The following is a 24,369-nucleotide window of genomic DNA, read 5'->3' on the forward strand; positions in this document are numbered from 1 at the left end:
GAGAGACGACCGCGACATGAGCCGTTCCGCACACCCCGCCGGGCCCCGCCACGCCGACGTACTGCCCGAAGGGCACTACACCGCCCCGGCCGCCGATCTGAACTCCCTCGACCCCAAGGTCTGGTCGCAGACCGTCGGACGGAGCGCCGACGGCGTCGTCACCGTCGGCGGGATCGAAGTGACCCGGCTCGCCGAGGAGTTCGGCACGCCCGCCTACTTCCTCGACGAGGCCGACTTCCGTGCCCGCTGCCACGCCTGGCGCGGTGCCTTCGGCTCCGATGCCGACGTCTTCTACGCCGGGAAGGCCTTCCTCTCGCGTGCCATCGTGCGGTGGCTGCACGAGGAGGGGCTCAATCTCGACGTCTGCAGCGGCGGTGAGCTCGCCACCGCGCTCGCCGCCGGCATGCCCGCCGACCGCATCGCCTTCCACGGCAACAACAAGACCGAGGACGAGATCGAGCGGGCCATCGAAGCCGGTGTGGGACGCATCGTGCTCGACTCCTTCCAGGAGATCGCGCGTGTCGCGCACGTCGCCGACCGGCTCGGTGTCCGTCAGCGCGTGCAGATCCGCGTGACCGTCGGCGTCGAGGCCCACACGCACGAGTTCATCGCCACCGCCCACGAGGACCAGAAGTTCGGCATCGCCCTCGCCGGGGGACAGGCCGCCGAGGCCGTGCGGCGGGCGCTGCAGCTCGACGGGCTCGAGCTCATCGGCGTGCACAGCCACATCGGGTCGCAGATCTTCGACATGGCCGGGTTCGAGGTCTCCGCGCGGCGCGTGGTGCAGCTGCTCGCCGAGATCCGCGACGAGCACGGCGTCGAGCTTCCCGAGATCGACCTCGGCGGCGGGCTCGGCATCGCCTACACCTCCGAGGACGACCCCCGCGAGCCGCACGAGATCGCCAAGGCGCTCGGCGAGATCGTCACGCGTGAGTGCGAGGCCGCCGATCTGCGGACCCCTCGTATCTCCGTCGAGCCGGGACGCGCCATCGTCGGGCCCACCGCCTTCACCCTCTACGAGGTCGGCACCGTCAAGCCGCTCGAAGGACTGCGTACGTACGTCTCCGTGGACGGCGGCATGTCCGACAACATCCGTACCGCTCTCTACGACGCCGAGTACAGCGTCGCGCTCGTCTCGCGCGAGTCCGACGCCGAGCCCATGCTCGTCCGCGTCGTCGGCAAGCACTGCGAGAGTGGGGACATCGTGGTGAAGGACGCGTTCCTGCCCGCCGACCTCGCTCCCGGCGACCTGATCGCCGTGCCCGCGACCGGCGCGTACTGCCGTTCCATGGCGAGCAACTACAACCACGCCCTCCGTCCGCCGGTCGTCGCCGTGCGGGATGGTGAGGCGCGGGTCATCGTCCGGCGCGAGACGGAGGAAGATCTCCTGCGTCTGGATGTCGGCTGAGGAAAAATCGGCCGGGAAACAAGGGCCGGCAAGGTATCGGCCAGTGAAATAGATGTCTCACGATCCGGACCGTGGATAGAAACTGCGATCCGGTGGGTGAGACTGGTCCCACTGTAGATGTATGAGAAGTGAGGTCGGATGATGCGTACGCGTCCGCTGAAGGTGGCGCTGCTGGGCTGTGGGGTTGTCGGCTCAGAGGTGGCGCGCATCATGACGACGCATGCCGACGACCTCACGGCCCGGATCGGTGCCCCGGTGGAGCTCGCCGGGGTCGCCGTCCGCCGCCCGTCGAAGGTGCGGGACGGGATCGACCCCTCGCTGGTCACCACGGACGCGACCGCGCTGGTCAAACGGGGTGACATTGATGTGGTCGTCGAGGTCATCGGGGGCATCGAGCCTGCCAGGACCCTCATCACCACCGCTTTCGAGCACGGCGCGTCCGTCGTCTCCGCGAACAAGGCGCTCATCGCCCAGGACGGCGCCGCGCTGCACGCCGCCGCCCAGGAGCACGGGCGGGATCTGTACTACGAGGCCGCCGTCGCCGGTGCCATTCCGCTGATCCGGCCGCTGCGCGAGTCCCTCGTCGGTGACAAGGTCAACCGCGTCCTGGGGATCGTGAACGGGACCACCAACTTCATCCTCGATGCCATGGACACCACCGGTGCCGGCTACCAGGAAGCCCTCGACGAGGCCACCGCTCTCGGCTATGCCGAGGCCGACCCGACCGCCGACGTCGAAGGCTTCGACGCCGCCGCCAAGGCCGCGATCCTCGCCGGCATCGCCTTCCACACGCGCGTGCGTCTCGACGACGTCTACCGCGAGGGCATGACCGAGGTGACCGCCGCCGACTTCGCGTCCGCGAAGCGCATGGGCTGCACCATCAAGCTGCTCGCCATCTGTGAGCGGGCCGCCGACGGCGGCTCCGTCACCGCGCGCGTGCACCCCGCGATGATTCCGCTCAGCCATCCGCTGGCGTCGGTCCGCGAGGCGTACAACGCGGTCTTCGTGGAAGCGGAGGCCGCGGGTCAGCTCATGTTCTACGGGCCCGGCGCGGGCGGCGCGCCCACCGCGTCGGCCGTGCTCGGCGACCTCGTCGCCGTCTGCCGGAACAAGCTCGGCGAAGCCACCGGGCCCGGCGAATCCGCGTACACCCAGCTGCCCGTGAGCTCCATGGGCGAGGTCGTCACGCGCTACCACATCAGCCTCGACGTAGCCGACAAGCCGGGTGTACTCGCCCAGGTCGCGACGGTCTTCGCCGAGCACGGCGTATCGATCGATACGGTCCGTCAGACGGGCAAGGACGGCGAGGCCTCCCTCGTCGTCGTCACCCACCGCGCGCCCGACGCAGCCCTCACCGGCACCGTCGAGGCGCTGCGGAATCTCGACACCGTGCGTGGTGTCGCCAGCATCATGCGGGTTGAAGGGGAGTAAGCAGCAATGACCCACCAATGGCGCGGAATCATCGAGGAGTACCGGGACCGTCTTCCCGTCTCCGACACGACGCCGGTCGTGACGCTCCGCGAGGGCGGCACGCCGCTCGTACCCGCGCAGGTGCTCTCCGAGCGCACGGGCTGCGAGGTGCATCTCAAGGTCGAGGGCGCCAACCCGACCGGGTCCTTCAAGGACCGCGGTATGACGATGGCGATCACGAAGGCCAAGGAGGAGGGCGCGAAGGCCGTCATCTGCGCCTCCACCGGCAACACGTCGGCCTCGGCCGCCGCCTATGCCGTACGCGCGGGAATGGTCTGCGCGGTCCTCGTGCCGCAGGGCAAGATCGCGCTCGGCAAGATGGGCCAGGCGCTCGTCTACGGCTCGAAGATCCTCCAGGTCGACGGAAACTTCGACGACTGCCTGAACCTCGCCCGCGCGCTCTCCGAGAACTACCCGGTGGCGCTGGTCAATTCGGTCAACCCGTTCCGCATCGAGGGCCAGAAGACCGCGTCCTTCGAGATCGTGGACGCGCTCGGGGACGCCCCCGACATCCACGTACTGCCGGTCGGCAACGCGGGCAACATCACGGCCTACTGGAAGGGCTACAAGGAGTACGCCGCCGACTCGATCTCGACGCGCACTCCCCGCATGTGGGGCTTCCAGGCTTCCGGTTCCGCGCCCATCGTGCGCGGCGAGATCGTCAAGGACCCGTCGACGATCGCCACCGCGATTCGCATCGGCAACCCCGCGTCGTGGCAGTTCGCCCTCGACGCGCGCGACGAGTCGGACGGCTTCATCGACGAGGTGACGGACCGTGAGATCCTGCGCGCCTACAAGCTGTTGGCGTCCCAGGAGGGTGTCTTCGTCGAGCCGGCGTCGGCCGCTTCGGTCGCCGGTCTGCTGAAGGCCGCCGAGCAGGGCAAGGTCGACAAGGGGCAGCGCATCGTCTGCACCGTCACCGGAAACGGCCTCAAGGACCCGGACTGGGCCGTCGCAGGCGCGCCGCAGCCGGTCACGGTCCCGGTCGACTCGGCCGCCGCGGCCGAGCGACTCGGTCTGGCCTGATCACGCCGGTCGGCGTTATCGCAGGCGGCAGGGCGGGCATACCCGTCCGGAAAACCCGCAACTCCGCATAGGGGGTGCACAGGGGGCTTACGACACGCATCGTGCGCCTCCTGTGCGCCCTATGTCGCCACAGAACCTTCCTTCGATAGGCTGTACCTAACCCGCCCCGCCGCATATGCCGCGGTGCTGCCGCAGAGCGGCCTTCGGGTAGTGCCTCATCACGTGGCAAGTCCTCAAAAGATCGCAGCTCAAGGAGAGTCATCGAGCGATGGCCGGTCCCGCGTTCCGCGCCGCCGCCGTCCGGGTGCGCGTCCCCGCCACCAGCGCCAACCTCGGCCCGGGCTTCGACGCCCTCGGCCTGTCGCTGGGTCTGTACGACGACGTCGTCGTGCGGGTGGCCGACACCGGACTGAACATCGACATCGCAGGTGAGGGCAGCGAGACGCTCCCGCGCGACGAGTCGCATCTGCTTGTACGTTCCCTGCGTACCGCCTTCGACCTGCTCGGCGGACAGCCGCGCGGGCTCGAAATCGTCTGCGCCAACCGCATTCCGCACGGCCGGGGCCTCGGCTCCTCGTCCGCCGCCATCTGCGCGGGCATCGTCGCCGCGCGCGCCGTGACGATAGGCGGGGACGCCCGTCTCGACGACAACGCCCTGCTCGAGCTCGCCACCGAGATCGAGGGCCACCCGGACAACGTAGCCGCCTGTCTGCTCGGCGGTTTCACGCTCTCCTGGATGGACGGCGGATCGGCGCGGGCGATCAGGATGGAGCCCGCCGATTCCATCGTTCCGGTGGTTTTCGTACCGGGAAAGCCCGTCCTCACCGAGACCGCGCGCGGACTGCTCCCGCGCACCGTCCCGCACGTCGACGCGGCCGCCAACGCGGGCCGGGCCGCACTGCTCGTCGAGGCCCTGACCAGGCGCCCCGAGCTGCTGCTTCCCGCAACCGAGGACCGGCTCCACCAGGAGTACCGCGCCCCCGCCATGCCGGAGAGCGCCGCCCTGGTGGAACGCCTGCGCGCGGACGGTGTCCCGGCAATGATCTCCGGCGCGGGACCCACGGTCCTCGCGCTGGCCGATGAGAGTGCGGCGGACAAGGTCGCACGCCTTGCAGGAGAGGGCTGGGCGGCCAATCGTCTGGCGCTCGACGCGACCGGTGCGAGCGTGCTGCCGCTTGCGCCGTGACGGCTGGTAGCCGGATGAGAAGAGGGGGAATGTTTGTTGGATCCGGTAGTGTTAACCTCAAGTCTGCACCCGACCCCACCATGGCGAGGTGCTTTGTGTCCCCGTCCGGGACATCCATCCTTCCGGGAGCCTCCCAAACTGCTCTGTGCCTCGCATTGAGCAGCGCCGAGCACGCTCCGGAACCGGCGTGACCGAGCCGAGTGACACCGCACCTCAGTGGCACCTCACCGGGACTCGCCATCACCAGTGAATTCTTCCGCCGCGCGTTGGCGGACCACCGCCCCGGCACGGTCCACACACCAGAGGACCTCCGGACAGCACAACCGGTCGCCGAGCCAGACAGGCCGACGTCCGCTCCAGGGAAGGACCCTTCGTGAGCGACACCACCGATCTGATGGGCGTGACTGCCGACACGCCCGCCACGGACGCCTCTGCGGCGCCTGCCACCGGTGCTTCGGCCGGGTCCCGGCGGCGCCGCGGCACCGGCCTCGATGGCATGGTGCTGGCGGAACTGCAGCAGGTCGCATCCGGCCTCGGTATCAAGGGCACCGCGCGGATGCGCAAGAGCCAGCTGATCGAGGTCATCAAGGAGGCGCAGGCCGGCGGGGGAGCCCCCGCGAAGAGTGCCGCGCCGTCCGCGTCCGCCACGGACGCCGAGACCAAGCCCAAGCGACGCGCAACCTCGAAGGCCCGGACGGGCGAGGACACCGCGGAGAAGGCCCCCAGGGCGAGCAAGGCCGACAAGGCCGAGCAGACCGCGGGCGCCAAGGCCGAAGAGGCCACCGCCCAGCAGCAGATCGACATCCCGGGCCAGCCCGCGGGTGCCGACAAGGGCGAGCGTCGCGGCCGTCGCCGCGCGACCGCCGACGCGGGCAGCCCCGAGACGGTCACCGCCGAGGCGAAGAGCGAGCCGAAGAACGACGCCAAGAACGAGGCCAGGACGGACGCTTCGTCCGAGGCCAAGGGCGACGGCTCGGGTGATGGCGCCGACGGCCGCCGTGAGCGCCGTGACCGCGACCGTCAGGGCCGTGGCCGCGACCGCGACCGCCGTGGCAACAAGGGCGACGACCAGCAGCAGGGCGGCAACCGCCAGCAGGGCGGCGGCCGTCAGGACCGCCAGGACCGTGGCGACCGCCAGGACCGTCAGCAGCGCGACCAGCGGGACAACGGCCCGCAGGACGACTTCGACGACGAGGCGGGTGGCCGTCGTGGCCGCCGTGGCCGTTACCGCGACCGCCGTGGCCGTCGTGGCCGCGACGAGTTCGGCGGCGCCAACGAGCCGCAGGTCGCCGACGACGACGTACTGATCCCCGTCGCGGGCATCCTGGACATCCTCGACAACTACGCGTTCATCCGGACCTCGGGTTACCTCCCGGGCCCGAACGACGTGTACGTGTCGCTCGCCCAGGTCCGCAAGAACGGTCTGCGCAAGGGTGACCACGTCACCGGCGCCGTCCGTCAGCCCAAGGACGGCGAGCGCCGCGAGAAGTTCAACGCGCTCGTCCGCCTCGACTCGGCGAACGGCATGGCGGCCGAATCCGGGCGCGGGCGACCGGAGTTCAACAAGCTGACGCCCCTTTACCCGCAGGACCGGCTCCGTCTGGAGACCGACCCGGGCGTGCTCACCACCCGCATCATCGACCTCGTGTCGCCGATCGGTAAGGGCCAGCGCGGTCTGATCGTGGCCCCGCCGAAGACCGGCAAGACCATGATCATGCAGGCGGTCGCGAACGCGATCACCACGAACAGCCCCGAGTGCCACCTGATGGTCGTCCTGGTCGACGAGCGTCCGGAAGAGGTCACCGACATGCAGCGGTCGGTGAAGGGCGAGGTCATCTCCTCGACCTTCGACCGTCCCGCCGAGGACCACACCACGGTCGCCGAGCTGGCCATCGAGCGCGCCAAGCGTCTCGTGGAGCTGGGTCACGACGTGGTCGTGCTCCTCGACTCGATCACCCGTCTGGGCCGTGCGTACAACCTGGCGGCCCCGGCCTCCGGCCGCATCCTGTCCGGTGGTGTCGACTCGACCGCGCTCTACCCGCCGAAGCGCTTCTTCGGTGCGGCGCGCAACATCGAGGACGGCGGCTCGCTGACCATCCTCGCCACCGCGCTCGTCGACACCGGATCGCGCATGGACGAGGTGATCTTCGAGGAGTTCAAGGGCACCGGCAACATGGAGCTCAAGCTCGACCGGAAGCTCTCCGACAAGCGCATCTTCCCGGCGGTGGACGTCGACGCGTCCTCCACCCGCAAGGAAGAGATCCTCCTGAACGCGGAGGAGCTCGCGATCGTCTGGAAGCTGCGCCGGGTGCTGCACGCCCTCGACTCGCAGCAGGCCATCGAGCTGCTTCTCGACAAGATGAAGCAGACGAAGTCGAACGCCGAGTTCCTCATGCAGATCGCGAAGACGACCCCGACGCCGGGCAACGGCAACGACTAGTCCTCGTGTAGTCCTCGCGCGACTCGCGCACGCAAAGGGCCGCCCCCGTCATCCGACGGGGGCGGCCCTTTGCGCTGAATGACCTTGGCCACACACCTAAGAGATTCTTACGGTCACGGGCAGTAGCCCCATGACGGAAAAAACCGCAGGTGAGAAGCTGGAAGGGTGGGAAGGGAGTGCACGATGCGTCACGAGCGCGCGCCGGGGCGCCCACAAAGTGCTGTGCAACCCTTCTTTCGGTTTCCACGTCTGACTAGTGACTACAAAACGCTGACTACTGACGACAAACCGCGCCTGACCCTGAAAGCAGGGGGTAACCGACCCGACGAGGACTGAGGAGCACATGACCGACGAGAGCGCACCCGCGGATACGGCACCGAAGCGCCCCAAGGGCGGTGGCGGTCGGCGTCGCAAGCCGCGCGACAAGCGCCGGAAGGTCCTCGTCGTCACCGCGTGGACCGCGGCATCGGTGGTCGTCCTCGGCGGTGCGGGCCTCGGCTTCGTGTACTTCAAGCTCAACGGCAACATCAAGGGCGTCGACATCAACGCGGCGCTCGGCACGGACCGCCCCGAGAACGTCGACAACGGCTCGCAGGACATCCTCGTCCTCGGCTCCGACTCCCGCTCCGGCGACAACGCCAAGTACGGCAAGGACGAGGGCGCCGCCCGCTCGGACACGGCGATGGTCGTGCACGTGAACAAGGGCCACAAGACGGCCAGCGTCGTCTCGATACCCCGCGACACCCTCATATCCCGTCCCGAGTGCAAGACGGACGACGGCGAGACGGACCCGGGTGGCCAGCGGCAGATGTTCAACACGGCGTACGAGGTCGGCGGCCCCGCCTGTGCCGTCAAGACCGTGGAGAAAATGTCCGGCATCCGGATGGATCACTATGTGGAAGTCGACTTCACGGGCTTCAAGAAGCTGATCAACACCCTCGGTGGCGTCGAGATCACCACCAAGAAGGCCATCAACGACAAAGACAGCCATCTGAATCTCAAGGCCGGCAAGCACCAGCTCACCGGCGAGCAGGCCCTCGGCCTGGTCCGCACCCGGCACGGCGTCGGCGACGGCAGCGACCTCGGCCGCATCCAGCTGCAGCAGGCCTTCATCAAGGCCCTGATCAACCAGGTCAAGGACGTCGGCGTCTTCAGCAACCCGAAGAAGCTCTACGACCTGGCGAACGACGCGACCAGCGCCATCACCACCGACTCGGACCTGAACGACGTCAAGAGCCTGGCGGGCTTCGCCGGCGGCCTCAAGGGCATCGGCGCGGGCGACATGAAGATGGTGACCCTGCCCATCCAGTACGACCCCGCGGACCCCAACCGCGTCCTTCCCCTGGAGAAGGCCGACCGGCAGGTCTGGGCGGCGCTCAAGGCCGACAAGCCGATCCCCAAGTCCGCCACCGAGAAGTCCGCGGGCGACAAGGGCGACGCGAGCGATGTCGTGACGAGCGACTGACCCTTCCGCACACCCGCGGGTGACCCTTCCGGACACCCGCGGGGAATAGAACGGAACCCACCCCGGTTTGGGCAGATGCGACCGGTCCTGGCAGACTGGTACGTCGGCCCCGGTTCACGTACGAGCAATCCGCGCGTACGACCCGGCGCCCTCCCGAAACTAGGAGAAACCCTTGAAGCGCGAAATCCACCCCGAGTACGTCGAGACCCAGGTCAGCTGCACCTGTGGCGCCGAATTCACCACCCGCAGCACGATCTCCAGCGGCACCGTCCGCGCCGAGGTCTGCTCCGAGTGCCACCCGTTCTACACGGGCAAGCAGAAGATCCTCGACACCGGTGGCCGCGTGGCCCGCTTCGAGGCCCGCTTCGGCAAGGCTGCCGCCGCCAACAAGTAGCGAGCCACTGCGCCGGTCTTCGGCCGCCCCCGGGAGGGGGCGGTTGGGACCGGCGCTTTGCCGTCTGATCGCAGCAGCCATGCCGCGTCGCCATGTCGCGCAGAACCTTCGCGCAGAACCTTCGCGTAGAAAACTCAGGAGACCCCGATGTTCGAGGCGGTCGAGGAACTGATCGGCGAGCACGCCGATCTGGAGACAAAGCTCGCGGACCCCTCGGTCCACGCCGACCAGGCCAACGCGCGCAAGCTCAACAAGCGCTACGCCGAGCTGACCCCGATCGTCTCGACGTACCGCGCCTGGAAGCAGACCGGCGAGGACATCGCGACGGCCCGTGAACTGGCCGCGGAGGAACCGGAGTTCGCCGCCGAGGTCAAGGACATGGAGAAGCAGCGCGAGGAGATCACCGAGAAGCTGCGGCTTCTCCTGGTGCCCCGGGACCCCAACGACGACAAGGACGTCATCCTTGAGGTCAAGGCGGGCGCGGGCGGCGACGAGTCGGCGCTCTTCGCCGGCGACCTCCTTCGCATGTACCTGCGGTACGCGGAGCGCGTCGGCTGGAAGACCGAGATCATCGACGCCACCGAGTCCGAGCTGGGCGGCTACAAGGACGTCCAGGTCGCCGTGAAGACCAAGGGCGGCAACGGCGCGACCGAGCCCGGCCAGGGTGTCTGGGCGCGGCTGAAGTACGAGGGCGGCGTGCACCGCGTGCAGCGCGTGCCCTCGACCGAGTCGCAGGGCCGGATCCACACCTCCGCGGCCGGCGTCCTGGTGACGCCCGAGGCCGAGGAGGTCGACGTGGAGATCCACGCCAACGACCTGCGCATCGACGTGTACCGCTCGTCGGGCCCCGGCGGCCAGTCGGTCAACACCACCGACTCCGCGGTGCGCATCACGCACCTGCCCACCGGTGTCGTGGCGTCCTGCCAGAACGAGAAGAGCCAGCTGCAGAACAAGGAGCAGGCGATGCGTATCCTGCGCTCCAGGCTCCTTGCCGCGGCTCAGGAGGAAGCGGAGAAGGAGGCGGCGGACGCCCGTCGCAGCCAGGTCCGCACCGTCGACCGCTCCGAGAAGATCCGGACGTACAACTTCCCGGAAAACCGGATCTCGGACCACCGCGTCGGCTTCAAGGCGTACAACTTGGACCAGGTGCTCGACGGAGACCTCGACGCGGTCATCCAGGCCTGCGTCGACGCGGACTCCGCAGCCAAGCTCGCGGCAGCCTGAGCCACGACCGCACCCGCCCATCGCATCGCTCAGCCCCGGAGGACCAGCGTGAACCTGCTGCTCGCGGAAGTGGCCCAGGCCACCCAGCGGCTGGCCGACGCCGGCGTGCCCTCGCCGCGCAACGACGCGGAGGAGCTCGCCGCCTTCGTGCACGGCGTGAAGCGGGGCGAGCTGCACTCCGTCAAGGACTCGGACTTCGACGCCCGCTACTGGGAGACGATCGCGCGCCGTGAGGCCCGCGAGCCGCTCCAGCACATCACCGGGCGTGCCTTCTTCCGCTATCTCGAACTGCAGGTGGGCCCCGGTGTCTTCGTGCCGCGCCCCGAGACCGAGTCGGTCGTCGGCTGGGCCATAGACGCCGTGCGCGCGATGGACGTCGTCGAGCCGCTCATCGTCGATCTCTGTACGGGCTCCGGGGCCATCGCCCTGGCCATGGCGCAGGAGGTCCCGCGCTCGCGGGTGCACGCCGTGGAGCTGTCCGAGGACGCCCTGAAGTGGACGCGCAAGAACGTCGAGGGGTCCAGGGTCAAGCTCTCCCAGGGCGACGCGCGCGACGCCCTGCCGGAGCTCGACGGGCAGGTCGACCTCCTCATCTCGAACCCGCCGTACATCCCGCTCACCGAGTGGGAGTACGTCGCTCCGGAAGCCCGGGACTACGACCCGGAACTGTCGCTCTTCTCCGGCGAGGACGGCCTCGACCTGATTCGCGGCATCGAGCGCACCGCACACCGCCTCCTGCGGCCCGGTGGCGTCGTTGTCATCGAGCACGCCGACACCCAGGGCGGCCAGGTGCCGTGGATCTTCACCGAGGAGCGGGGCTGGGCCGACGCGGCCGACCACCCCGACCTCAACAACCGGCCGAGGTTCGCGACCGCCCGCAAGGCGATGCCGTGAGCACACCCACTTCAAGCCAGCAGTACGTGTACGAGGAGGCCAGCTAGATGGCACGGCGATACGACACCAATGACGCGACCGACCGTACGACCGGTCTGCGCGAGGCCGCGTCGGCCGTCCGCCGTGGCGAGCTGGTCGTCCTGCCCACCGACACCGTCTACGGCATCGGTGCCGACGCCTTCACGCCGGAGGCATGCGCCGACCTGCTCGACGCCAAGGGCCGTGGCCGCAATATGCCCACCCCTGTCCTCATCGGCTCCCCGAACACGCTGCACGGCCTGGTCACCGACTTCTCCGAGTCGGCCTGGGAGCTCGTCGACGCCTTCTGGCCCGGCGCGCTGACCCTGGTCGCCAAGCAGCAGCCCTCGCTCCAGTGGGACCTCGGGGACACCCGTGGGACCGTCGCGATCCGGATGCCGCTGCACCCCGTCGCCATCGAACTGCTCACCGAGGTCGGCCCCATGGCGGTCTCGTCGGCGAACCTCACCGGCCACCCCGCCCCGGAGGACTGTGACGCCGCGCAGGAGATGCTCGGCGACTCCGTCTCCGTGTACCTGGACGGCGGCCCGACGCCGGGCATCGTCCCCTCCTCGATCGTGGACGTCACCGGGAAGGTGCCGGTACTGCTGCGCGCGGGTGCCCTGGACGCGGAGGAGCTCCGCAAGGTGGTACCCGACCTCGAGGTGGCGAATTGACAGCCCCTGAGACGGGGCGTGGCATAGCGGCTTATTCCGGTTCGTTCCGCATCCTCCACGTCAGCACCGGCAATGTGTGCCGCTCGCCCATCACCGAGCGGCTGACCAGGCATGCCCTGGCCGACCGCCTGGGTGATCCCTTCACCGGCGGCCTGATCGTGGAGAGCGCGGGCACGTGGGGGCACGAGGGCGCCCCCATGGAGACCAACGCCGAGGCGGTGCTCGCGGACTTCGGCGCGGACGCGTCCGGCTTCAAAGGACGCGAGCTTCTCGACGAGCACGTCATCCGTGCGGACCTCGTCCTGACGGCGACCCGGGACCACCGGGCGCAGGTCATCTCGATGGGCCACTCGGCGGGCCTTCGCACGTTCACGCTCAAGGAGTTCACGCGGCTCGTGCGGGCCATAGACCCGGCGACGCTGCCCGACGTCGACGGAGGTGTCGTCGAGCGGGCCAGGGCCCTGGTACGGGCCGCAGCGGCGCTGCGTGGCTGGCTCCTGGCGCCCACGGCCGAGGCGGACGAGGTGTACGACCCCTACGGGGCGCCGCTGCCCTTCTTCCGCTCGGTGGGCGACGAGATCAACGAGGCGCTGGATCCGGTGGTGACGGCGCTGACGGGCGTGCGGGCCAAGGCGTAAACCTTTCTCTTCGCATCCCTTGGCATCTCCTCGAAAGATCGGGCGGCCGACGCCGCGCGGGCACCGTGTGGCAGGCCTACATTGGAGGGACCCTCACCCCTCGCGAGGCCCGGAGCCCAAGATGCCGGTCAGCACCGCACCCATCGCCGCCGCGACGGCGCCCGCTGACTTCGCCGCGCTCCGCGACGCGGACCCCCAGATGGCGGAGATCCTCCTGGCCGAGCAGGACCGCCAGGCTTCGTCGCTCCAGCTGATCGCCGCCGAGAACTTCACCTCACCGGCCGTCCTCGCGGCCCTGGGCTCGCCGCTGGCCAACAAATACGCAGAGGGCTACCCCGGCGCCCGTCACCACGGCGGCTGCGAGCTGGTGGACGTCGCCGAGCGCGTCGCCATCGACCGCGCCAAGGCCCTCTTCGGCGCCGAGCACGCCAATGTGCAGCCGCACTCCGGATCCTCCGCGGTCCTGGCCGCGTACGCCGCCCTGCTGCGCCCCGGAGACACCGTCCTGGCGATGGGCCTGCCGTACGGAGGCCACCTCACGCACGGCTCGCCCGCGAACTTCTCGGGGCGCTGGTTCGACTTCGTGGGCTACGGCGTCGACCCGGAGAGCGGCCTCATCGACTACGACCAGGTGCGCGTCCTGGCCCGCTCGCACCGGCCGAAGGCGATCGTCTGCGGCTCCATCGCCTACCCCCGGCACATCGACTACGCGGCCTTCCGCGACATCGCCGACGACGTAGGGGCCTACCTCATCGCCGACGCGGCCCACCCGATCGGCCTGGTCGCCGGGGGAGCGGCCCCCAACCCCGTGCCGTACGCCGACGTGGTCTGCGCCACGACCCACAAGGTGCTCCGCGGCCCGCGCGGCGGCCTGATCCTGTGCGGTGCCGAGCTCGCCTCCCGCATCGACCGGGCCGTGTTCCCCTTCACGCAGGGCGGCGCGCAGATGCACACGATCGCCGCCAAGGCCGTCGCGTTCGGCGAGGCGGAGACCCCGGCCTTCACCGCGTACGCCCATCAGGTCGTCGCCAACGCCCGCATCCTCGCCCAGGCCCTGGCCGCCGCGGGCTGCGCGATCACCACCGGCGGCACCGACACGCACCTGATCCTGGCCGACACCACGCCCCTGGGCCTCGACGCGCACACCGCCCGCGGCAGGCTCGCCGCCCGCGGCCTGGTCCTCGACACGTGCGCCCTGCCCTACGCCGATGGGCGCGGACTGCGGCTGGGCACCGCGGCCGTGACCACGCAGGGCATGGGGGACGCGGAGATGGTGCGGATCGCGGGGCTCTTCGCCGACGCCGTGCGTGAGCAGTCCCAAGAGGCGAACGACTCGAAAGTACGAGAGGAAGTGCGTGAACTGGTGGGCAGATTTCCGCCGTATACGGCCTAGGTCGGGGTAGAGGCGTCAGGGGAAGGCGCGTACTCGTGCAACCATCGTCGCTACCCGGAAGTCCCCAACCGTATGCACGCAGAGCTAGGGTGTGGGGCTGAGATGGCCAGCGATACCTGTGGGGAAGCCCGTGCGTGAATACCTGCTGACGCTCTGCATCACGGCCGCGGTGACTTACTTGCTGACCGGCCCGGTGCGGAAGTTCGCGATCGTGGCCGGCGCCATGCCGGAGATCCGCGCCCGCGACGTGCACCGGGAGCCAACGCCCCGGCTCGGCGGTATCGCGATGTTCTTCGGGCTGTGCGCCGGTCTCCTTGTCGCCGACCACCTGCCGAACCTGAACGACGTATTCGAGCGGTCCAACGAACCGCGCGCCCTGCTCTCAGGTGCCGCGCTGATCTGGCTGATCGGCGTCCTTGACGACAAGTTCGAGATCGACGCCCTGATCAAGCTGGGCGGCCAGATGATCGCCGCCGGCGTCATGGTCCTGCAGGGCCTGACGATCCTGTGGATCCCGGTCCCGGGCTACGGCATGGTCCTCCTGGACCAGGGCCAGGGCACGCTCCTGACGGTCGCGCTCGTCGTGATCACCATCAACGCGGTGAACTTCGTGGACGGCCTGGACGGCCTCGCGGCGGGCATGGTGTGCATCGCGGCGACGGCGTTCTTCCTGTACGCCTACCGCCTCTGGTACGGCTACGGCATCGAGGCCGCGGCCCCCGCGACGCTCTTCGCCGCGATCCTGATCGGCATGTGCCTGGGCTTCCTGCCGCACAACATCCATCCCGCCCGGATCTTCATGGGGGACTCGGGCTCGATGCTGATCGGCCTGGTCCTCGCCGCGGGTGCGATCTCCGCCACAGGGCAGATCGACGGCGACGCCCTGAAGCTGAACTTCGGAGGCACCCGCGATGCCACGCACGCGATGCTCCCGGTCTTCATCCCGCTCCTGATGCCGCTGACGATCATCGCGATCCCGTTCGCCGACCTGGTCCTCGCGATCGTGAGGCGTACGTGGAACGGCAAGTCGCCGTTCGCGGCCGACCGCGGACACCTTCACCACCGCCTCCTGGAGATCGGCCACTCGCACAGCCGCGCGGTGCTGATCATGTACTTCTGGTCCGCGCTGATCGGCTTCGGGACGGTGGCCTACTCGGTCCACTCGGCCAGCATGTGGATCTTGTTCGCGATCGTCGCCCTGAGCGCGGTGGGCCTCGTGCTGCTCCTGCTGCCGCGGTTCACCCCGCACATCCCGCGCTGGGCCGAGTCCTTCGTGCCGCCGCGCTACCGGCGGCGCAAGACGGCGGCCTCGACCACGCAGGCGGCCGACGAGGTGGATGCGACGGACGAGACGGATGCGGAAGCAGAGGACCGTCCTCCGGTCGGGTCAGGCGTCAACGGGGCGACGGCCGTTGGCACCCGCTCGCGCTTCGAGGATCGGCACAAGGCCGAGTCGTCGAGCTGACGGCCACCGTCAAACGTGCCCAATACCAGACAAGTTGCCTCGCTGCGTGCACAGACGCGCGGGTTAACTCTCATGTGTGACAGCGAGCACACCTAGCAGGTAAAGACCTCATCAAATAGTTTGTGATACCGTTCACGAAACCAGGGGATAGAGCCGAAGGACCGTAGTGCGACGGTCCATTGGCCCGAGGGACACTCTCGACCCCGGACTACGCTCGTCCATGACGACACCCTGCCCCCATCAGTAAGCGGAGCGCCGCCATGCCGTCTCAAGACACCCGAACTCTCCTTCAGTCCGCCGTACCCACTGCTGCCGCCGGTGCGATCGTCGCCGTCGTCAGTGGAGTGGTCGCGGGCGGCAAGGGAGCGCTCGGGGCGGTCGTCGGCACATTGGTGGTCATCGCTTTCATGGGGCTCGGGATGTTCGTACTCCAACGCACGGCGAAATCGCTTCCGCAGTTGTTCCAGGCGATGGGGCTGATGCTCTACGTCGCCCAACTCCTGCTGCTTCTTGTCTTCGTGGCTCTCTTCAAGGACACCACGTTGTTCAACCCCAAGGCATTCGCCGTGGGTCTTGTGGTCGCGACCGTCGTGTGGATGGCGTCGCAGGCCCGCGCGTTCATGAAGGCCAAGATCCTTTACGTTGAACCCGACTCCGAGCAGAAGGACAAGCCGGAGAAGTCGGGGTCCTCGACGTGAAGGGTAGGGCCGGGATAAATGCGCGTTCGAGATGCTGCTATCGTCCGGTGCCAACTGCGGCACTGCTGGCGCGGGCATCTGAGCTGACGCCTGCACGATCGCGAGGCTCGATGCCTGAACGCCGCGCCCACATCCGAAACACCAGTCTGGTGCCGAACCGCGGCTGCGCGCCGCGCCGACACGACAACGAGGTTGCCGTACCTATGCGTCACGCCGAAGGAGCCCGCGGTGAGTGCTGACCAAACTGAGCTCGCCTTTGACTGGAGCTGTCGGATCATGTCCGACAACGGCTGTGGCTTCCCGGCTCCGGGCCTGCACTCGTTCCTCTTCAAGCCGATCTTCGAGGTCGGCGGGTTCGAGTTCAACAAGGTCATGCTGCTCGCCCTGCTGACGACCCTCGTCGTGGTCAGCTTCTTCTACGCGGCGTTCGGCAAGGCCAAGGTCGTCCCGGGCAAGCTGCAGATGATCGGTGAGGCCGGCTACGACTTCGTACGCCGCGGCATCGTCTACGAGACGATGGGCAAGAAGGAGGGCGAGAAGTACGTCCCCCTGATGGTCTCGATGTTCTTCTTCATCTGGATCATGAACATCTGGTCCGTGATCCCGCTGACCCAGTTCCCGGTCTCGTCGGTCATCGCTTACCCGATCGTGCTTGCGGCCGTCGTCTACTTCATCTGGGTGCCTCTCACCTTTAAGCGCCACGGATTCGTCGGCGGCTGGAAGAACATCACCGGTTACGACAACTCGCTCGGCCCGATCAAGTGGCTCGTGTCGTTCATCGAGTTCTTCTCGAACCTGCTTGTGCGGCCGTTCACGCACGCCGTGCGACTCTTCGCCAACATGTTCGCCGGTCACCTGATGCTGGTGATGTTCACCGTCGCCTCCTGGTACCTGCTGAACAGCTGGATGATCCCCGCCGCCGGTGTCTCGTTCGTGATGACCGTCGTCATGATCCTCTTCGAACTTTTCGTGCAGGCGGTCCAGGCGTACGTCTTCGTGCTCCTCTCGGCCACCTACATTCAGGGCGCTCTCGCCGAGCACCACTGAGTAAAACCCGGCTTTCCAGCCCCCAGATCGCCCGGTGGCCAACCCCCACCGGTCCATGAAAGAGAAGGAAGTAACGGCATGTCCGCGACCCTCGAACTCGCCGCAGGCGTCTCCGGCTCCCTCGGCTCCATCGGCTACGGTCTCGCCGCGATCGGCCCCGGCATCGGCGTCGGCATCGTCTTCGGTAACGGCACCCAGGCCCTGGCCCGTCAGCCCGAGGCCGCCGGTCTGATCCGCGCCAACCAGATCCTCGGCTTCGCCTTCTGTGAGGCGCTCGCCCTCATCGGCATCGTTATGCCGTTCGTGTTCGGTAAGTAGTCACTGCTTACTGACACTTTTCGACGAAAGGCATTGATGTGATCGCCAACCTGGTTCAGCTGGCGGCCGAGGAAGAGCAGAGCCCGCTCGTCCCGCCGGGTCCTGAGCTGCTCGTCGGCGCCATCGCCTTCGCCATCGTCTTCTTCTTCTTCTGGAAGAAGCTCCTCCCGAACATCAACAAGGTTCTGGAAGAGCGCCGGGAGTCGATCGAAGGCGGTATCGAGAAGGCCGAGGCCGCTCAGACCGAGGCCCAGAGCGTTCTTGAGCAGTACAAGGCTCAGCTCGCCGAGGCCCGGCACGAGGCCGCGCGTCTGCGCCAGGAGGCGCAGGAGCAGGGCGCCCAGCTCATCGCTGAGATGCGCGCCGAAGGCCAGCGGCAGCGCGAGGAGATCGTCGCCGCCGGTCACACGCAGCTCGCTGCCGACCGCAAGGCCGCCGCGCAGTCGCTGCGCCAGGACGTGGGCCAGCTGGCCACCGACCTGGCCGGCAAGCTCGTCGGTGAGTCCCTCGAGGACTCCGCACGGCAGAGCCGCACCATCGACCGTTTCCTCGACGAGCTCGAGGAGAAGGCCGAGGCGGCTCGATGACAGCGCACGGAGCTAGCCGCGAGGCCCTGGCCGCCGCGCGCGAGCGTCTTGACGCGCTGACCGACAACACGTCGGTCGACGCCAAGCAGCTCGCGGACGAGCTGGCCCAGGTCACCGCGCTGTTCAACCGCGAGGTCTCGCTGCGCCGGGTCCTGACCGACCCGTCGCAGTCCGGTGAGGCCAAGGCCGAGCTCGCCGGGCGGCTGCTCGGCGGGCAGGTGGGCGGCGAGACCGCCGACCTGGTGGCCGGCCTGGTCCGCTCGCGCTGGTCGCAGTCGCGTGACCTGGTGGACGCCCTCGAGGAGCTCACCAACCTCGCCGAGCTGACCGGTGCGCAGAAGGCCGGCGCGCTGGACGACGTCGAGGACGAGCTGTTCCGGTTCGGCCGGATCGTCGCCTCGAACACCGGGCTCCGGTCCGCGCTGACCGACCGCGCCGCCTCCGGCGGGGCCAAGAGTGAGCTGCTGCGCAGCCTGCTCGGTGGCCGTGCCAACGAGGTGACGGAGCGGCTCGTCGAGCGCCTTGTGACCGCGCCCCGTGGACGTAGCCTGGAATCGGGACTCGAGTCCCTGTCCAAGCTGGCCGCGGACCGCCGTAACCGGATGGTCGCCGTCGTCACTTCGGCTGTGCCCCTCTCGGACCAGCAGAAGCAGCGCCTCGGTGCCGTGCTCGCGAAGGTCTACGGCCGCCAGATGCACCTGAACCTCGACGTGGACCCCGAGGTCCTCGGCGGGATCACGGTGCAGGTCGGCGACGAGATCATCAACGGCAGCATCGCGGACCGTCTCGAGGACGCGCACCGCCGCATGGCGCGCTAGCAGTAACGCAAAACGTTGTAATTACGGCCCTAGTTGGGCCGTGCAGAGGATTCACCTCTTACTTGGGGGGAGTCCCCAGACCCCCAAAGTGAAACTTCGGGCCCAACAAGGAGAGCAGGGAACCCAGATGGCGGAGCTCACGATCCGGCCGGAGGAGATCCGGGACGCACTGGAGAACTTTGTCCAGGCGTACAAGCCGGACGCGGCCTCGCGCGAGGAGGTCGGTTCGGTCACCGTTGCCGGTGACGGCATCGCGAAGGTCGAGGGCCTCCCCTCGGCCATGGCCAACGAGCTGCTGAAGTTCGAGGACGGCACCCTCGGTCTCGCCCTCAACCTTGAGGAGCGCGAGATCGGCGCCGTCGTCCTCGGCGAGTTCAGCGGCATCGAAGAGGGCCAGCCGGTCACCCGTACCGGCGAGGTCCTGTCCGTCGCGGTGGGCGAGGGCTACCTCGGCCGCGTCGTCGACCCGCTCGGCGCCCCGATCGACGGCCTCGGCGAGATCGAGACGTCCGGACGCCGCGCCCTCGAGCTGCAGGCCCCCACGGTCATGGACCGCAAGTCGGTCCACGAGCCGATGGAGACCGGCTACAAGGCCGTCGACGCGATGACCCCGATCGGCCGTGGCCAGCGTCAGCTGATCATCGGCGACCGCCAGACGGGCAAGACCGCCCTGGCCGTCGACACGATCATCAACCAGCGCGACAACTGGCGCTCGGGCGACGTGAACAAGCAGGTGCGCTGCATCTACGTCGCCGTCGGTCAGAAGGGCTCCACCATCGCCTCCGTGCGCGGTGCGCTCGAAGAGGCCGGTGCGCTCGAGTACACGACCATCGTCGCCGCCCCGGCGTCCGACCCGGCGGGCTTCAAGTACCTGGCGCCCTACACCGGTTCGGCCATCGGCCAGCAGTGGATGTACGAGGGCAAGCACGTCCTCATCATCTTCGACGACCTCTCGAAGCAGGCCGACGCCTACCGCGCCGTGTCCCTGCTGCTCCGCCGCCCGCCGGGGCGCGAGGCCTACCCGGGTGACGTCTTCTACCTGCACTCGCGTCTGCTCGAGCGCTGCGCGAAGCTCTCGGACGAGATGGGCAAGGGCTCGATGACGGGTCTGCCGATCGTCGAGACCAAGGCGAACGACGTGTCGGCGTTCATCCCGACCAACGTCATCTCCATCACCGACGGTCAGTGCTTCCTGGAGTCCGACCTGTTCAACGCCGGTCAGCGTCCGGCCCTGAACGTCGGTATCTCGGTCTCCCGTGTCGGTGGCTCCGCCCAGCACAAGGCGATCCGCCAGGTCTCCGGCCGTCTGCGCGTGGACCTCGCCCAGTACCGCGAGCTGGAGGCGTTCGCCGCCTTCGGTTCCGACCTGGACGCCGCGTCGAAGGCCTCCCTCGAGCGCGGTCAGCGGATGGTCGAGCTGCTCAAGCAGGCTCAGTACCAGCCGATGGCCACCGAGGACCAGGTCATCTCCATCTGGGCCGGCACCACGGGCCGCATGGACGAGGTACCGGTCGCCGACATCCGGCGCTTCGAGCGCGAGCTGCTCGACTACCTGCACCGCAAGGAGCAGGGCCTGATGACCTCCATCAAGGAGGGCGGCAAGATGTCCGACGACACGATCACGGCCATCACCGACGCCGTCGCCGAGTTCAAGAAGCAGTTCGAGACCTCGGACGGCAAGCTGCTCGGCGAGGACGCTCCGGCTGCCGTCGACGCGTCCAAGTGACGACGGAAGGGACCTGACTCATGGGAGCCCAGCTCCGGGTCTACAAGCGTCGCATCAAATCCGTCACCGCGACCAAGAAGATCACCAAGGCGATGGAGATGATCGCCGCCTCGCGTGTCGTCAAGGCACAGCGCAAGGTGACCGCCTCCACTCCGTACGCGACCGAGCTGACCCGCGCGGTCACCGCGGTGGCCACGGGTGCCAACGACAAGCACCCGCTGACCACCGAGGCCGAGGCTCCGACCCGGGCCGCTGTCCTGCTCCTCTCGAGCGACCGCGGCCTGGCCGGCGCCTTCAACTCCAACGCCATCAAGGGTGCGGAGAAGCTCACCAAGAAGTTGCAGGACGAGGGCAAGGAGGTCGACACGTACATCGTCGGCCGCCGTGGCATCGCGCACTACAACTTCCGTGAGCGGAAGATCTCCGGGCAGTGGACGGGCTTCACCGATGCCCCTTCCTACGCGGACGCCAAGACGATCGCGGCACCCCTGATCGAGGCCATCGAGACGGACACGGCCGAGGGCGGCGTGGATGAACTCCACATCGTCTACACCGAGTTCATCTCGATGATGACGCAGGAAGCAACCGGTGACCGGCTGCTCCCGCTCAGCCTCGACAAGGTCGCGGAGGAGGCGGGCACGACGGACGAGGCCCGCCCGCTGTACGACTTCGAGCCGTCGGCGGAGGACGTCCTGGACGCCCTTCTGCCGCGCTACGTCGAGAGCCGTATCTACAACGCGCTGCTCCAGTCGGCTGCTTCCAAGCACGCCGCCACGCGCCGCGCGATGAAGTCGGCGACCGACAACGCGGGTGACCTGATCAACGCTCTCACCCGTTCTGCCAACGCGGCCCGCCAGGCCGAAATCACCCAGGAAATCAGCGAGATCGTCGGTGGCTCCAGTGCCCTGGCCGACGCTTCTGCGGGGAGTGACAAGTAATGACGACCACTGTTGATACGGCCGTTGCCACGGGCCGCGTCGCCCGGGTGATCGGCCCGGTCGTCGACGTGGAGTTCCCCGTCGACGCGATGCCGGAGATCTACAACGCCCTGCACGTCGAGGTGGCCGACCCGGCCAAGGACGGCGAGAAGAAGACGCTGACGCTCGAGGTTGCCCAGCACCTCGGCGACGGCATCATCCGCGCCATCTCGATGCAGCCCACCGACGGTCTGGTCCGCCAGGCCGCGGTGACCGACACGGGCTCGGGCATCACCGTGCCCGTCGGTGACATCACCAAGGGCAAGGTGTTCAACACCCTCGGTGCGATCCTGAACCACCCCGAGGCCGAGGCCGACGTCACCGAGCGCTGGCCCATCCACCGCAAGGCCCCGGCCTTCGACCAGCTCGAGTCCAAGACCGAGATGTTCGAGACCGGCCTGAAGGTCGTCGACCTTCTCACCCCGTACGTCAAGGGTGGAAAGATCGGTCTGTTCGGTGGAGCGGGCGTCGGCAAGACCGTCCTCATCCAGGAAATGATCATGCGTGTGGCCAAGCTGCACGAGGGCGTTTCCGTGTTCGCCGGTGTCGGCGAGCGCACCCGTGAGGGCAACGACCTCATCGACGAGATGGAAGAGTCGGGCGTTCTGGACAAGACCGCCCTGGTCTTCGGCCAGATGGACGAGCCGCCGGGCACGCGTCTGCGTGTCGCCCTCGCCGGTCTGACCATGGCGGAGTACTTCCGCGATGTGCAGAAGCAGGACGTGCTGTTCTTCATCGACAACATCTTCCGCTTCACGCAGGCCGGTTCCGAGGTCTCGACGCTGCTCGGCCGTATGCCCTCCGCGGTGGGCTACCAGCCGAACCTCGCCGACGAGATGGGCCTCCTCCAGGAGCGCATCACCTCGACGCGTGGTCACTCGATCACCTCGATGCAGGCGATCTACGTCCCCGCGGACGACCTCACCGACCCGGCCCCGGCCACGACCTTCGCGCACCTCGACGCGACGACCGTGCTGTCGCGTCCGATCTCGGAGAAGGGCATCTACCCGGCGGTGGACCCGCTGGACTCGACGTCCCGCATCCTGGACCCGCGCTACATCGCGCAGGACCACTACGACGCCGCCATGCGCGTCAAGGGAATCCTGCAGAAGTACAAGGACCTCCAGGACATCATCGCGATCCTCGGCATCGACGAGCTCAGCGAAGAGGACAAGCTGGTCGTTCAGCGCGCCCGTCGCGTCGAGCGCTTCCTGTCGCAGAACACCCACGCCGCCAAGCAGTTCACCGGCCTGGACGGTTCGGACGTGCCGCTCGACGAGTCGATCGCCGCGTTCAACTCGATCATCGACGGTGAGTACGACCACTTCCCCGAGCAGGCGTTCTTCATGTGCGGTGGCATCGAGGACCTCAAGGCGAAGGCCAAGGAGCTCGGCGTCTCCTGAGTCCGTGACTCACGGGAGGGGTGGGCGAGTCCCGCCCCTCCCGATACGCCCACTAGAATTTGACCCAACACCCGGCGAAGCCGCCGGGTGGTGACCCGAGGAGCCACCCTTGGCTGCTGAGCTGCATGTCGAGCTGGTCGCCGCGGACCGCAGTGTCTGGTCCGGCGAGGCCACCCTGGTCGTCGCGCGCACCACGTCCGGCGACATCGGCGTCATGCCCGGTCACCAGCCGCTTCTCGGTGTGCTGGAGTCGGGCCCTGTGACCATTCGTACGAGCGACGGCAACACTGTCGTCGCCGCCGTCCACGGAGGATTCATCTCCTTCGCGGACAACAAGCTGTCACTGCTTGCCGAGATCGTCGAGCTGTCGGACGAGATCGATGTCCAGCGTGCGGAGCGGGCGCTCGAGCGCGCGAAGTCGGAGGCCGACGCCTCCGCCGAGCGTCGTGCGGACGTCCGACTGCGGGCGGTGTCGTCGCGCTGAAACCAGCGTGTCGGCGTTGACGTGACTCAGCCGCGGCCAGGTCCGGAGCAATCCGGACCGGGTCGCGGCTGAGGCAATGCGGGTGCAATTCTGTTGGTCCGTTTCGAACAGGCGAGGAGGTCGGTGCCGATGATCCTCACTCTGCTCGTGTGCGGACTCGTATTGGTCGCGCTGGTGTTGGTGGGGCTCTTCGTCTTCGGACTGCGGCGCCGGCTCATCCAGCGGTCCGGCGGCACCTTCGACTGCAGCCTGCGCTGGAACGCCCCGGAGAAGGGCGACACCTCCGGCAAGGGCTGGGGGTACGGCGTCGCCCGCTACAACGGCGACCGGATCGAGTGGTATCGAGTCTTCTCGTACGCTCCCCGCCCCCGCCGGGTCCTTGAACGCTCGGCCATCGAGGTCGTCGACCGGCGCGCTCCGGACGGCGAGGAGGAGCTCGCGCTGCTCTCCGATGCGATCGTGCTCGGCTGTCTGCACCGCGGCGTCCGCCTTGAGCTGGCGATGGGCGAGGACGCGCTCACGGGATTCCTGGCCTGGCTGGAGGCGGCGCCGCCGGGGCAACGAGTCAACGTGGCCTAGCCCCGTAAGGGGCGCGGGGAGCTGCGCGACCAGC

23 protein-coding genes are annotated in these 24,369 nt (G+C 68.4%); all 23 read left to right on the forward strand.

The genetic code is table 11. The annotated features are described in order from the left end of the window. The first annotated feature begins 16 nt into the window (after positions 1 to 16). The 23 genes from lysA to AC07AG_RS14635 all read left to right on the forward strand — a co-directional run bounded on the left by lysA (position 17) and on the right by AC07AG_RS14635 (position 24,335). Positions 17 to 1,408: a diaminopimelate decarboxylase gene (lysA, locus tag AC07AG_RS14525; protein ID WP_478755124.1), complete on the forward strand. Its 1,392-nt coding sequence runs from the start codon at positions 17 to 19 to the stop codon at positions 1,406 to 1,408. A 138-nt stretch (positions 1,409 to 1,546) separates the two neighbouring features. Beyond that, complete coding sequence (locus AC07AG_RS14530; RefSeq protein ID WP_361050030.1) at positions 1,547 to 2,839, forward strand: homoserine dehydrogenase; 1,293 nt, start codon at positions 1,547 to 1,549, stop codon at positions 2,837 to 2,839. A 6-nt stretch (positions 2,840 to 2,845) separates the two neighbouring features. Continuing rightward, positions 2,846 to 3,904 (forward strand): threonine synthase, encoded by a 1,059-nt coding sequence (thrC, locus tag AC07AG_RS14535; protein WP_249587752.1) that lies wholly within the window; start codon positions 2,846 to 2,848, stop codon positions 3,902 to 3,904. A 268-nt stretch (positions 3,905 to 4,172) separates the two neighbouring features. Then, a complete protein-coding gene (gene thrB / locus AC07AG_RS14540; protein ID WP_478755127.1) occupies positions 4,173 to 5,090 on the forward strand; it encodes a homoserine kinase in 918 nt (305 codons plus the stop codon). A 373-nt stretch (positions 5,091 to 5,463) separates the two neighbouring features. Beyond that, positions 5,464 to 7,530, forward strand: a complete 2,067-nt coding sequence (rho, locus tag AC07AG_RS14545) for a transcription termination factor Rho (protein ID WP_478755129.1) — start codon at positions 5,464 to 5,466, stop codon at positions 7,528 to 7,530. Positions 7,531 to 7,873: 343 nt separating this feature from the next. After that, on the forward strand, positions 7,874 to 8,995 hold the full coding sequence (locus AC07AG_RS14550; RefSeq protein ID WP_478755131.1) for an LCP family protein: 1,122 nt from the start codon (positions 7,874 to 7,876) through the stop codon (positions 8,993 to 8,995). Between the two features lie 172 nt (positions 8,996 to 9,167). Further along, complete coding sequence (gene rpmE / locus AC07AG_RS14555; protein ID WP_249587748.1) at positions 9,168 to 9,389, forward strand: 50S ribosomal protein L31; 222 nt, start codon at positions 9,168 to 9,170, stop codon at positions 9,387 to 9,389. Between the two features lie 147 nt (positions 9,390 to 9,536). Continuing rightward, positions 9,537 to 10,613 carry a peptide chain release factor 1 gene (gene prfA / locus AC07AG_RS14560; protein ID WP_478755132.1) on the forward strand — a complete coding sequence of 359 codons (1,077 nt, stop codon included), beginning with the start codon at positions 9,537 to 9,539 and terminating at the stop codon, positions 10,611 to 10,613. 48 nt (positions 10,614 to 10,661) lie between these two features. Then, entirely contained in the window at positions 10,662 to 11,507 is an 846-nt protein-coding gene (prmC, locus tag AC07AG_RS14565; protein WP_361050016.1) for a peptide chain release factor N(5)-glutamine methyltransferase, read from the forward strand. 47 nt (positions 11,508 to 11,554) lie between these two features. Beyond that, positions 11,555 to 12,202, forward strand: a complete 648-nt coding sequence (locus tag AC07AG_RS14570) for an L-threonylcarbamoyladenylate synthase (protein ID WP_249587745.1) — start codon at positions 11,555 to 11,557, stop codon at positions 12,200 to 12,202. Then, a complete protein-coding gene (locus tag AC07AG_RS14575; RefSeq protein WP_478755135.1) occupies positions 12,199 to 12,840 on the forward strand; it encodes an arsenate reductase/protein-tyrosine-phosphatase family protein in 642 nt (213 codons plus the stop codon). Before AC07AG_RS14570 ends, AC07AG_RS14575 begins: the two co-directional genes overlap by 4 nt. A 121-nt stretch (positions 12,841 to 12,961) precedes the next feature. Beyond that, entirely contained in the window at positions 12,962 to 14,233 is a 1,272-nt protein-coding gene (locus AC07AG_RS14580; RefSeq protein WP_478755137.1) for a serine hydroxymethyltransferase, read from the forward strand. 130 nt (positions 14,234 to 14,363) lie between these two features. After that, positions 14,364 to 15,698: an MraY family glycosyltransferase gene (locus tag AC07AG_RS14585; RefSeq protein ID WP_478755138.1), complete on the forward strand. Its 1,335-nt coding sequence runs from the start codon at positions 14,364 to 14,366 to the stop codon at positions 15,696 to 15,698. Between the two features lie 260 nt (positions 15,699 to 15,958). Continuing rightward, positions 15,959 to 16,396 carry a hypothetical protein gene (locus AC07AG_RS14590; protein ID WP_478755140.1) on the forward strand — a complete coding sequence of 146 codons (438 nt, stop codon included), beginning with the start codon at positions 15,959 to 15,961 and terminating at the stop codon, positions 16,394 to 16,396. Positions 16,397 to 16,672: 276 nt separating this feature from the next. After that, positions 16,673 to 17,443, forward strand: a complete 771-nt coding sequence (atpB, locus tag AC07AG_RS14595; protein ID WP_478755569.1) for a F0F1 ATP synthase subunit A — start codon at positions 16,673 to 16,675, stop codon at positions 17,441 to 17,443. A 78-nt stretch (positions 17,444 to 17,521) separates the two neighbouring features. Further along, the gene (atpE, locus tag AC07AG_RS14600) at positions 17,522 to 17,761 is read left to right on the forward strand and encodes an ATP synthase F0 subunit C (protein ID WP_055564408.1); all 240 of its coding nucleotides are present in this window, start codon (positions 17,522 to 17,524) and stop codon (positions 17,759 to 17,761) included. A 38-nt stretch (positions 17,762 to 17,799) separates the two neighbouring features. After that, complete coding sequence (locus AC07AG_RS14605) at positions 17,800 to 18,348, forward strand: F0F1 ATP synthase subunit B (RefSeq protein ID WP_478755142.1); 549 nt, start codon at positions 17,800 to 17,802, stop codon at positions 18,346 to 18,348. Further along, entirely contained in the window at positions 18,345 to 19,166 is an 822-nt protein-coding gene (locus AC07AG_RS14610; RefSeq protein ID WP_478755144.1) for a F0F1 ATP synthase subunit delta, read from the forward strand. Before AC07AG_RS14605 ends, AC07AG_RS14610 begins: the two co-directional genes overlap by 4 nt. 127 nt (positions 19,167 to 19,293) lie before the next feature. Further along, positions 19,294 to 20,892 (forward strand): F0F1 ATP synthase subunit alpha, encoded by a 1,599-nt coding sequence (atpA, locus tag AC07AG_RS14615; RefSeq protein WP_478755146.1) that lies wholly within the window; start codon positions 19,294 to 19,296, stop codon positions 20,890 to 20,892. 20 nt (positions 20,893 to 20,912) lie between these two features. Then, positions 20,913 to 21,830: a F0F1 ATP synthase subunit gamma gene (locus AC07AG_RS14620; protein ID WP_478755148.1), complete on the forward strand. Its 918-nt coding sequence runs from the start codon at positions 20,913 to 20,915 to the stop codon at positions 21,828 to 21,830. Next, complete coding sequence (gene atpD, locus AC07AG_RS14625) at positions 21,830 to 23,272, forward strand: F0F1 ATP synthase subunit beta (protein WP_344530668.1); 1,443 nt, start codon at positions 21,830 to 21,832, stop codon at positions 23,270 to 23,272. The genes AC07AG_RS14620 and atpD overlap by 1 nt, the downstream gene beginning before the upstream one ends. Positions 23,273 to 23,381: 109 nt before the next feature. Continuing rightward, positions 23,382 to 23,756 carry a F0F1 ATP synthase subunit epsilon gene (locus AC07AG_RS14630; protein WP_160507238.1) on the forward strand — a complete coding sequence of 125 codons (375 nt, stop codon included), beginning with the start codon at positions 23,382 to 23,384 and terminating at the stop codon, positions 23,754 to 23,756. Positions 23,757 to 23,885: 129 nt separating this feature from the next. Next, positions 23,886 to 24,335 (forward strand): DUF2550 domain-containing protein, encoded by a 450-nt coding sequence (locus tag AC07AG_RS14635; protein ID WP_135331165.1) that lies wholly within the window; start codon positions 23,886 to 23,888, stop codon positions 24,333 to 24,335. Positions 24,336 to 24,369 lie beyond the last annotated feature (34 nt).

It is taken from the genome of Streptomyces sp. NPDC044044 (assembly GCF_056434405.1).